9 protein-coding genes are annotated in these 10511 nt (G+C 25.8%); 6 read left to right on the top strand and 3 right to left on the bottom strand.

Annotated elements, in window-relative coordinates; translation table 11 throughout:
• Positions 1-133 precede the first annotated feature (133 nt).
• Together ugpB and ACIQ56_RS09675 are read right to left on the bottom strand one after the other, a co-directional pair.
• A complete protein-coding gene (gene ugpB, locus ACIQ56_RS09680; protein WP_397600861.1) occupies positions 134-1435 on the bottom strand; it encodes a sn-glycerol-3-phosphate ABC transporter substrate-binding protein UgpB in 1302 nt (433 codons plus the stop codon).
• Between the two features lie 5 nt (positions 1436-1440).
• Complete coding sequence (locus ACIQ56_RS09675) at positions 1441-2169, bottom strand: glycerophosphoryl diester phosphodiesterase (RefSeq protein ID WP_397600860.1); 729 nt, start codon at positions 2167-2169, stop codon at positions 1441-1443.
• A 189-nt stretch (positions 2170-2358) separates the two neighbouring features.
• On the opposite strand from ACIQ56_RS09675, the gene ACIQ56_RS09670 reads away from it, so the two are divergent.
• Positions 2359-3369 carry a histone deacetylase family protein gene (locus ACIQ56_RS09670; RefSeq protein ID WP_397600859.1) on the top strand — a complete coding sequence of 337 codons (1011 nt, stop codon included), beginning with the start codon at positions 2359-2361 and terminating at the stop codon, positions 3367-3369.
• Between the two features lie 4 nt (positions 3370-3373).
• Here the strand turns inward: ACIQ56_RS09670 and ACIQ56_RS09665 are convergent, their stop codons facing one another.
• Positions 3374-5143 (bottom strand): LysM peptidoglycan-binding domain-containing protein, encoded by a 1770-nt coding sequence (locus tag ACIQ56_RS09665; protein WP_397600858.1) that lies wholly within the window; start codon positions 5141-5143, stop codon positions 3374-3376.
• Between the two features lie 72 nt (positions 5144-5215).
• On the opposite strand from ACIQ56_RS09665, the gene ACIQ56_RS09660 reads away from it, so the two are divergent.
• The 5 genes from ACIQ56_RS09660 (at position 5216) to ACIQ56_RS09640 (ending at position 10301) form a co-directional block, all read left to right on the top strand.
• Entirely contained in the window at positions 5216-6247 is a 1032-nt protein-coding gene (locus ACIQ56_RS09660; RefSeq protein ID WP_397600857.1) for a tetratricopeptide repeat protein, read from the top strand.
• A complete protein-coding gene (locus ACIQ56_RS09655; RefSeq protein WP_397600856.1) occupies positions 6244-7278 on the top strand; it encodes a tetratricopeptide repeat protein in 1035 nt (344 codons plus the stop codon). Before ACIQ56_RS09660 ends, ACIQ56_RS09655 begins: the two co-directional genes overlap by 4 nt.
• Positions 7275-8309, top strand: a complete 1035-nt coding sequence (locus tag ACIQ56_RS09650) for a tetratricopeptide repeat protein (RefSeq protein WP_397600855.1) — start codon at positions 7275-7277, stop codon at positions 8307-8309. Before ACIQ56_RS09655 ends, ACIQ56_RS09650 begins: the two co-directional genes overlap by 4 nt.
• Positions 8306-9340, top strand: coding sequence for a tetratricopeptide repeat protein (locus ACIQ56_RS09645; protein ID WP_397600854.1), 1035 nt, complete (start codon positions 8306-8308; stop codon positions 9338-9340). Before ACIQ56_RS09650 ends, ACIQ56_RS09645 begins: the two co-directional genes overlap by 4 nt.
• Positions 9341-9968: 628 nt before the next feature.
• Positions 9969-10301 (top strand): hypothetical protein, encoded by a 333-nt coding sequence (locus ACIQ56_RS09640; RefSeq protein ID WP_397600853.1) that lies wholly within the window; start codon positions 9969-9971, stop codon positions 10299-10301.
• Positions 10302-10511: the final 210 nt, after the last annotated feature.

The following is a 10511-nucleotide window of genomic DNA, read 5'->3' as shown; positions in this document are numbered from 1 at the left end:
CATCTCTGGGAGCCGGATGTGGGAAAACTACAAGTCCGGTTCTGCAGGGGTTTCATGGCAATGAATTACTTTATTTGAAAGGAAATAAAAGTCATGTCTCTACCTACCAATTAAATCCGGATCTTTTTTCCACTTATTCACCCGATTTTTTAATGATTGCATTTCCTTTTTCAACTGCGTCATCTAAAGCAACTTTTGCAGTCATTTTATCTGATAACATAGATTCAAAATTTGCTTCAATAATATTTCGAATATTTGGTAAACCTACGATTCGTAATCCTTTAGAATTATTTGTTGGAGATTTATTATTTAATTCAGAAATGGCTACTTCATATCCCGAATTCTCTTTATAAAAACCACTTTGTTTTGTAAAATTATATGAGGCATTTGTTACGGGTAAATAACCACTAGATTGATGCCATTTTGCCATAACTTCAGGCTTACTTAAATAAGAAATAAATATGGCTGCTGCTTTTTGTTTTTCTTTTGAAATACCATTAAATACCCAAAGACTCGCGCCACCAATAATTGTATTTTGTGGAGCTCCTTCAACACTTTCATAATAAGGTAATTGAGCAACTCCAAAATTAACTTTAGCTTCTTTTACATCACCATATGAGCCTGTAGAATCTAAGTAAATTCCACACTTTTGAGTTGTAAATGCCATTTCTGCTTCTGTTGTTCTACCATAATAAGTAAAGTAACCTTCTTTATTTGCTTTTTGAATATTTTCCCAATGTTTAACTTGTAACTTTGAATTAAAAAGTAATTTTGGTTTTGTAGATTCCATACCATTATTATTTGAAGCATACGGAACATTGTGCCAAGCACTAAAATTTTCAAGTTGGATCCATGCGGGCCATGTAGTCGTAAATCCACATACAGCAGAGTTTGTTTTTTTAATTTTTTCAGCAAATTTAAAAAGTTCATTCCATGTTTTAGGAGGTGTATTTTGATCAAGCCCTGCTTTTTTAAATATTGTTTTATTATAATACAATACTGGAGAAGAGCTGTTTAATGGAAATGAGATTAAAGTGTCTCCTTGGCTATAATAACCTTTTACTGCTGGAATAATGTCGTGGGTATCTAAGGTAACATTGTTTTCACTCATTAAAGTCGAAACAGGAATAATTGCTCCTTTTGCAGCTATCATGGTCGCTGTTCCTACTTCATATACTTGGATCAAATCAGGTTGTTTTTTTGCTCGATATGCGGCAATACCAGCCATCATTGTTTCTTGATATGTTCCTTTTCGAACAGCATTCACATGATACTCTTTTTGTGAGCTATTAAAATCATTGACAATTGCATTTAAATATTCTGCAGTAATTCCAGAAAAACCATGCCAAAATTGGACTTCTGTTTTAGGTAATGCCTCAGTTGAATATATTAAACCTATTGCTGAACTTAAAGTAACTAAATTAATTATTTTCATTTTTATTACTCCTTCCAAGGAAAATCGGTAAATATTGCGGTAACACCCATATCAAATAATTCGTTCGCTCTTTTTTGATCATTAACTGTATATGTAAGTAAAGGATAACCCTCATTTTTTATATCATTAATCATGTTTTTATTCACTATTTCGTGATCAATATGTATGGTTTTTGCTTGAACCTCTAATGCTATTTTCTTCCAATCGTGAGGGAGTGTCTCAAATAAAGCTCCAATAATCAAATTTGGATCGACTTTTTTTGCGGCCACAAGAGATTCCATACTGAAACTAGATACTAATGGCGGCGGAAGATTTATAGGCCATTTGTTTTTAATTTCATTGGCAATAGCTATGGCAGTTCTTTTTTCTCTTGTAGGGCAAGGCTTGATTTCAATATTTGCACCTAAGTTTAATTCACTTAAAAGCAAAAATGTTTCTTCTAAAGTTGGAATTTTTTCATTAGTAAATGAGGAATGAAAATATGATCCTGCATCAAGATTTTTTATTTCGGACCACTTCGATTTTATAATAGCACCTTTGCCATTTGTTGTTCTATCGAGATCATCATCATGCATAATAATAAGGACACCATCTTCGGTTTCTTTTACATCGAACTCAACCCATGTAGCACCAAGTTCTTTTGCTTTGCGAAAAGAAACTAAAGTATTTTCTGGTGCAAGTCCTTTTGCTCCTCTATGGCCAATTATTCTGGGAATTTTTGTGCTTGTTAACATTTTTACTCCTTTTACAGTTCATTGACATGAATTGATATTCTGGCATATAGTAAAGTGATTTTTAAATTTTACAAGTTTACTTTTATTTAAAATACTTTCTTTAATAGTATGGAATCTTAATTTTGAATCAGTTATGATTTTGATCTGTGAGTTACCTTATAAGGTATATAAAGTAAGAAAGTAATTTTCATGAAAATATTTTACAGTTCTCTCCAAAAAAAACATGTCATTAAAAAAGAAGTTTATAATGGAAAAGCACACCCTTATAATGATAAGGTGAGCCGCATAGATTCCATATTAAAAGCATTTAAACAAGTTGGTCATTATGAAATTATTGTGCCCGAAATTTTACCTTATGACGCATTAACCACAGTTCATGATGAAGATTATCTTCATTTTTTGGAGTCCTCTCAAAATTTAAAAAATGATGAAATTATTTGTCCTTACGTGTTTCCTTGCGATAGTCGTATTCCAAGACATGAACCTTTTATTCCAAAACGTGCCGGTTATTATTGTTTTGATGCAGGTACTTCTTTAATGAATAACACTTGGAATGCTGCTGTTGCTTCTGCAAGTGCTGCTTATTCTGCTGCTTTACACACCAAAAAAACAGGAGAAGCGACTTATGCATTATGCCGCCCTCCAGGACATCATGCTTCAAAAAATATGTTTGGAGGTTATTGTTACTTAAATAATGCGGCTATTATTGCAAAATATTTATCAAAATCGGGAAGTGTCATGATTGTGGATTTTGATTATCATCACGGCAATGGGACTCAAAGTATTTTTTATGATTCCTCTGAAGTTTTTTATTTTAGCATTCATGCACATCCTTTAGTTGGATATCCTTACTTTACAGGATTTGAAACCGAAATTGGAATAGATGATGGCGTGAGTTATAATTTAAATGTTCCTTTAATGCCATTGTCTTCACCTAATGAATATTTTAAAGCTCTTTTAAATGGAATAAATAAAGCTTTTAAGGCTATGGAACCTGACTATTTAATATTATCGGCTGGTTTTGACATTGAAGCAGGTGATCCCATTGGTCACTTTAATATTAGTATTGCCGATTTTCAAAAATTAGGTCGTGAGTTTCGTAAATTAAATAAAAAGACAATTATTCTGCAAGAAGGTGGCTATTTAGTAAGTGAACTTGGAGTAAATGTAGAAAGTTTTTTAAATGGGTTTGAGTATTGAAAATTTATTCTGCTAATGCAACTGCGGTTGCAATTCCTATCGCTGCAAAGCCAACAGGGTTACTTGCTATCACAATATAGCCAACTATAGCAGCCACAACAAGAGCTCTGCCTAAATATACATTTAAATCATTTTCTTTTTTAACGAGTACAATTCTGTTTTGCATATCTTCATTAGATTTTTTATATAGCAAATGATTAGGATAAACATTTACATACCAAAAAGAAAATGGAACTTTATCTAATACATGTGAAAATTTGGTCATATGTAATTCAGTGTGATGATCATTTAAAAAGTCTTTAATACTATTAATTTTCTTAGCGTTTAGATCAAATTTATTTTTTCTTGCTAATAACATATTTAAATTTTTAACATGAGTTTCATCATAATAACCCATTAGTGTAATTGTTTCCGATTTTGTAACTGGTGCCGTGAAGGTAACGTCTTCATCTTTAATTTGAGGATATTTTGGATTTGGCCTTTTAACCTTTTTTTTATTTTTCTTTTGTTTTGGAACGTTTACTAATTTTTCCCCAGGTTTTGTTTTATGTTGGTAATCTTTTTGTAGTTTATTCATATATTCAATTAAAATCATATACTTAAGTGAATTGTTAAGCAGGTCATGATCAAAAGGATTTTTTTTCTTTCTGTTTGGTTTTTTATCTTTATCTTTTTGTATTTCATTGAACGGAAAATAATATACTGTAAGGCTTGCCGAAACTTCCTCTAAACCAATTTTTACACTTTCTCCATTGTATTTTTCTTTATATATTTTTTTAATAATTTTTTCACTTGTTTCTTTTGTTAATTCTTCACCAAAAACTTTGTCAATTTCAAATGCTCCTGAAAATACTAAAATGGGACCAATAGGAATAGAAGCTTTTAAATCAACTTTTATATCTAAAGGACCAAAGGGTGAATCTAATTTTGCACTTTTATCATCTAAAATAGTTGATAATTTATTTGAATAACCTATGCTGGGTAGTTTTGATGTTTTATCTATCTCAACTTTAATTGATCCAAAAGTAACAGATGCGCTTGGGTTCGTAATATCAGGAGAAACTTTATATGTAATGGTTGAAAAAAATTCTTTGGCGACATCTGGCAAAGAATTAAATTCATTTACAAAAGCAGAAATATCTTTTTTTATTTCAATTTCATTCGTGTTTTTATCTTTTGTTTTTATAGTGTGTGTATAACCTATAGAAGAGGGAGCGGTACTTTCTTTTTGAACACTAAGTTTTCCAAAATTAAAAACAAGTTTATAATGAATTTTTCCCATTTTTTTTATTTTTAATTCACCAGTTTGGTGTTCTAGTCCTTTTAAGTCTATTGATAGTTTTCCAAAAACATCTTTTAAGGTTTTATTATCCTCACCTTTAGCTACTTTTTTATTATCTATTTTATTATCTTCTGATAAATAATTATTATAGGAATATGTCCGAATTTGAGAATGAAAATAGGACATGCGTATACTATCTAATAGCCACTTGTCCTCTTTATCATACCATTCATGAACTTCGTGTTTTAATGGTAAATATATTGTTGTATTTGGGTATAACAGTAATGGAGAAAGTATTGATATTTGAGATAAATGGACAGGGTAAATATTATTAAGCCATATATAAGGCCAATACTTACTCTCGTTATATTCTTTAAATGAGATATCCCAAAGAGTATCTCCTTTTTTAATTAAATAGGGTTTTCCAAGTGAAATTCTATTTTTAAATTGTATATTTTTATGCATTCTAAAAGGATAGTTTCTATTTTCCATATTTGACATTACCTTTTTGATTTATTAAAAATTTAAAAATTGTTAATTTAAACAATTTGGAGGATTAGTTTTATGTATAAAATAAAAAATAGCAATTTGATTTACTATGCCCTAATAATATTTATTATAGTAGGTGTATACATAATTTTTAGGGACAACAATAATACAATAAAACAACCCAATTCCGAAAATAGAATAAAAGGTAGCATAAAGACGTTAGAAGCCGATATGCTTATTAATACAGCTAACGAAGAGAAAGATTTATTGGTAGCGGAAAATTTATATAAATTAGCTTTAAGTAAGTTACCAGAAGAAAGACATTGGCAAGTATACGTTAATTTAGGACATACTTATTTAGATCATAAAGAATATAAAAAAGCAGAAGAAAATTTAACAAAGGCTATAAAATTAAACCCAAATTGTGATTCATGTTATCAAAAAAGAGGTGTAGTATATAGTGAATTAAATGAGATTGATAAATCATTAAGTGATTATAATAAATCAATTAGTCTTAGACCAAATGAATTTACATATTTTAATCGTCATTTATTGTATAACTCATTTTTCAATGATAAAAATAAATCAATAGAAGATCTTAAATCAGCAATAAAAATGAATAAAAAATATATTAAAGCTTATATACCATTAATTATGTATTATTCGAATAATAATAAATTTAAAGAAAGTCATGAATATTTAAACCTATTAAAAAATAATATAAATGAGAAAGATATTAAAAATAATACAATTCATCTTTTTTTAGAATCATTCTTAAATTACCGTGAAGACAAAATGGAGCGATTTTTTAATGGAATAAATAAAGTATGTGGAGTAAATTCAGAATATATTAAAAATAAAAATGAATCAATGTTATCTGAAATATTTCTTAGTGTTTATTTTATAGCAGCAACAGAATATATCAAATCTCAAAAATTCAATGAGGGATTAAAAATATTAGAATATTCACTTGAAATAGCAAAAGTTAATGAAGATAAAATTACAGAAAATAAAATATTAAAAGACATTTTTTTTGTTAAAAGTTTAATAAAAAATAAAGATTATTACTATCACTATGTAGATGGAGATTTTGAAATTAATAAATGAGTTTAAAAAAAGAAAAAATAAATTTATCTTACTATGCCCTAATCATTTTTATTATAGTAGGTGTATTCCTAATTTTTAGGTACAATAATAATACAATAAAACAACCCAATTCCGAAAATAGAATAAAAGGTAGTATAAAAACTCTAGAAGCCGATATGCTAATCAATACAGCTAACGAAGAGAAAGATTTATTGGTAGCAGAAAATTTATATAAATTAGCATTAAGTAAGTTACCAGAAGACAGGCATTGGCAAGTTTATGAAAATTTAGGACATACTTATTTAGAACATAAAGAATATAAAAAAGCAGAAGAAAATTTAACAAAAGCTATAAAATTAAATCCAAATTGTGATTCCTGTTATCAAAAAAGAGGTGTAGTATATAGTGTATTAAATGAGATTGATAAATCATTAAGTGATTATAATAAATCCATTAGTCTTAAGCCAAATGAAATTACATATTTTAATAGATATTTAATATATAATAGATATTTAAAAGACAAAAAAAAAGAAATTGAAGATCTTAAATCAGCAATAAAAATAAATAAAAATTATATTAAAGCATATATTCCTTTAATAATGCATTATTCTAACATAAATAATTTTCAAGAGAATCATGCTTTAATGAAATATTTAAAAAACATTATAAGTAATCATGATAATAAAAATATAGCAACATACCATATATTAGAATCTTTTTTAAATTATCGTGAAGATAAAATGGAAGAATTTTTTAAATCACTAAATTTAGCCTCTGAAAAGCATTCCGAATATATAAAGAAAAATAAGAAATCCATTCTTTTTGAAACTTTTTTTGAAGTTTATTTGATCGGCTTAGATGAATATTTAAAAATTAATAAATTTAATGAAGCATTAAAAATTTTAGAATATTCACTAGAATTATCTGAAATTAATAATAGAAAAATATTAGAGAATAAAATATTAAAAGACATTGTTTTTGTAAAAAATTTAATAAAAAATAAAAATTATTCTTATCATTATGTAAAAGAGGATTTTGAAATTAATAAATGAGTTTAAAAAAAGAAAAAATAAATTTATCTTACTATGCCCTAATCATATTTATTATAGTAGGTGTATTCCTAATTTTTAGGGACAATAATAATACAATAAAACAACCCAATTCCGAAAATAGAATAAAAGGTAGTATAAAGACGTTAGAAGCCGATATGCTAATTAATGCAGCTAATGAAGAGAAAGATTTATTGGTAGCAGAAAATTTATATAAATTAGCATTAAGTAAATTACCAGAAGACAGGCATTGGCAAGTTTATGAAAATTTAGGACATACTTATTTAGATCATGATCATTTTAAAAAAGCAGAAGAAAATTTAACAAAAGCAATAAAATTAAATCCAAATTGTGATTCATGTTATCAAAAAAGAGGAGTAGTTTATGGTTTATTAAATGAGATTGATAAATCATTGAGTGATTATAATAAATCAATTAGTCTTAGACCAAATGAAATTACATATTTTAATCGTCATTTATTGCATGATTCATTTTATAATGATGAAAATAAATCAATAGAAGACCTTAAATCAGCAATAAAAGTGAATAAAAAATATGTTACTGCTTATTTGCCATTAATCATGCGTTATTCTAATGCAGATAATTTTAAAGAAAGCCGTGAATATTTAAGTCTGTTAAAAAATAATATTAATAAAAATGATATTAAAAGTAATACAATTTACCTTTTTTTAGAATCATTTTTAAATTACCGTGAAGATAAAATGGATCAATTTTTTAATGGAATAAATAAAGTATGCGAAATAAATTCAGAATATATTAAAAATAAAAATGAAACAATATCATCTAAAATATTTCTTAGTGTTTACTTTATAGCAGCAACAGAATATATAAAATCTCAAAAATTCAATGAGGGATTAAAAATATTAGAATATTCACTTGAAATAGCAAAAGTTAAAAAAGATAAAATTACAGAAGATAAAATATTAAAAGACATTATTTTTGTTAAAAGTTTAATAAAAAATAAAGATTATTCCTATCACTATGTAAAAGAGGACTTAGAAATTAATAAATGAGTTTAAAAAATGAAAAAATAAATTTATTTTACTATGCCCTAATCATTTTTATTATAGTAGGTGTATTCCTAATTTTTAGGGACAATAATAATACAATAAAACAACCCAATTCCGAAAATAGAATAAAAGGTAGTATAAAGACGTTAGAAGCCGATATGCTTATTAATACAGCTAACGAAGAGAAAGATTTATTAGTAGCGGAAAGTTTATATAAATTAGCTTTAAGTAAGTTACCAGAAGAAAGACATTTGCAAGTTTATGTTAATTTAGGACATACTTATTTAGATCATAAGGAATATAAAAAAGCAGAAGAAAATTTAACTAAGGCCATAAAATTAAATCCAAATTGTGATTTATGTTATCAAAAAAGAGGAATTGTTTATAGTAAATTAAAGGAATTTGATAAATCGTTACGTGATTATAATAAATCAATTAGTCTTAAACCAAATGAAATTACATATTATAATCGTCATTTATTGTATGATACATATTTAAATGATGAAAATAAATCAATAGAAGATCTTAAATCAGCAATAAAAACGAATAAAAAATATATTATTGCTTATATAACATTAATAATGAATTATTCAAATAATGATAATTTTGAAAAAAGTCATGAATATTTAAACCTATTAAAAAATAATATTAATAAAAATGATATTAAAAATAATACAATTCATCTTTTTTTAGAATCATTCTTAAATTACCGTGAAGACAAAATAGAAGAGTTTTTTAAAGGAATAAATAAAGTATGTGAAATAAATTCAGAATATATTAAGAAATATAATGAATCAATGTTATCTGAAATATTTCAAAGTGTTTACTTTATAGCGGCAAAAAAATATATCAAATTTCAAAAATTTAATGAGGGTTTAAAATTATTAGAATATTCACTTGAAATTGCAAAAGTAAATCAAGATAAAATTACAGAGAATAAAATATTAAAAGACATCGTTTTTGTTAAAAGTTTAATAAAAAATAAAGATTATTACTATCATTATGTAAAAGAGGATTTTGAAATTAATAAATGAGTTTAAAAAAAGAAAAAATAAATTTATCTTACTATGCCTTATAAATATTTAATTACAACTCTTATAAAAATCATCAGTCTTAGCATCGGTTAAATTGCCAGAGACGGCATAATGTACTTTTTTCCAATTAAATTTCTTAATTTTACAAAAGATGAGTAACTACAAGTTAGGCATATCAATTCTTTAAGCACTGTAAAGACATCGTAAAAAACATTTTCAGGATCATTAAAACGAATACTTTAGATATACTCGGGTATTTTGAGTCGCTCCATCATTTTGATTGCATTTAAAAATGGCTTTAGATTTGTTGCTCCCTCTTGATCAAACAGAAAAACAAATAAAAAGATTCTTAAAATAAAAATTTTTGAAGTATTATTTTCCTATCTAATAAAAATATAAAAAACTATATTTGCTTAATTTTATCTGAATTGTTCACAGATAAAATATTATTTTTTAAATTAAAATAATAACAGAATTATCTTTTTAAAATTTGATGGATTCAATTTTATTTAAATTTACTGAAATTATTATATTATATATAGACATGATTGCATTTTTTAAAATTTAAGCTTAAATGAAAAATTGTTTTTTTATTTTAAAAAAATTAAATTTTTTAATAGGAGCAATCATGATTAATAAAAATATATACTTATTATTAACTTCTTTTATTTTCTCACCAACTTTTGCTATAGATGCTAATTTATATAACAAAAATAGACAAAATATAAATACTCAAATACTATTCAGTGATTTTAAAGATGAACTTCCTTATGAGCTTTATCCATTAATTGATGATTTTGATATAATGTTTTATTCTGAATTAATTAGTACAAAAGATTCTAACTTTAATAATAAATTATTTGAAGAATATAATAAAGCTTATCAAGAAAGTACTAATTTAGAACTAATCAATAAATATAAAGAAATTTACAATAAATATAAAATGCCAGTTAAGAGTTGAGAAAGATATTGTGAAGATTGAAGAAATAGCTCCAATTTGTTAGTTAATTGTTGCTTAAAAAAAAGTAACAAAGGAGCTACCATTGGATTGGCAGAACCAACTCATCACCGTTTACCTTACTTCCTGCAAATTTTTTTCTCAACTTTCTCCATATATTTTTTTAAAAATAAGTCCTAATTCAAATCCCTCGTTTACTGATGAAGAAACCGT

The sequence above is a fragment of the Silvanigrella sp. genome (assembly GCF_044369315.1).
In the GTDB taxonomy this organism is placed as follows: Bacteria; Bdellovibrionota_B; Oligoflexia; order Silvanigrellales; family Silvanigrellaceae; genus Silvanigrella.
The sequence above is the reverse complement of the archived record's forward strand: the minus strand, read 5'-3'. Positions and strand labels throughout refer to the sequence as shown.